The following is a 515-nucleotide window of genomic DNA, read 5'->3' as shown; positions in this document are numbered from 1 at the left end:
GCGGACGCCCACGCGAGGTGCGCGAGGCCTCGGGAATCTCGTAGGTCTTCAACCAGTAGACCTTGCCCTTGCTGGAGAACAGCAGCAGCGTGGTATGGCTGTTGGCGACCAGCAGATGCTCGACGTAGTCCTCTTCTTTCACCCCGGTCGCGGCCTTGCCACGGCCACCGCGGCGCTGCGCCTGATAGGCGGCCAGCGGCTGGGACTTGGCATAGCCACCATGGGAGTTGGGGACGACGCGCTCTTCTTCGGTGATCAGGTCGGCCAGGGTCAGATCCAGACGGGACTCGAGGATCTCGGTGCGCCGAGCATCGCCGAAGTCGCGCTTCACGCCCTCGAGCTCCTCGCGGATGACTTCCATCAGCCGCACCGGATTGGTCAGGATACGGATCAGCTCACCGATCTGGGTGAGGATTTCCTGGTACTCGGCGAGCAGCTTCTCGTGCTCGAGACCAGTCAGGCGGTGCAGACGCAGGTCGAGGATCGCCTGGGCCTGCTCCGGCGAGAGGAAATAC

General features: G+C 64.3%; 1 protein-coding gene. It reads right to left on the bottom strand.

What is annotated here, in order from left to right; genetic code table 11:
• The coding region (locus tag ACU8YC_RS26215; protein ID WP_446896148.1) for a DNA gyrase C-terminal beta-propeller domain-containing protein at positions 1-515 on the bottom strand (515 nt) is incomplete at both ends.

The sequence above is a fragment of the Citrobacter sp. VF227 genome (assembly GCF_052950715.1).
The sequence above is the reverse complement of the archived record's forward strand: the minus strand, read 5'-3'. Positions and strand labels throughout refer to the sequence as shown.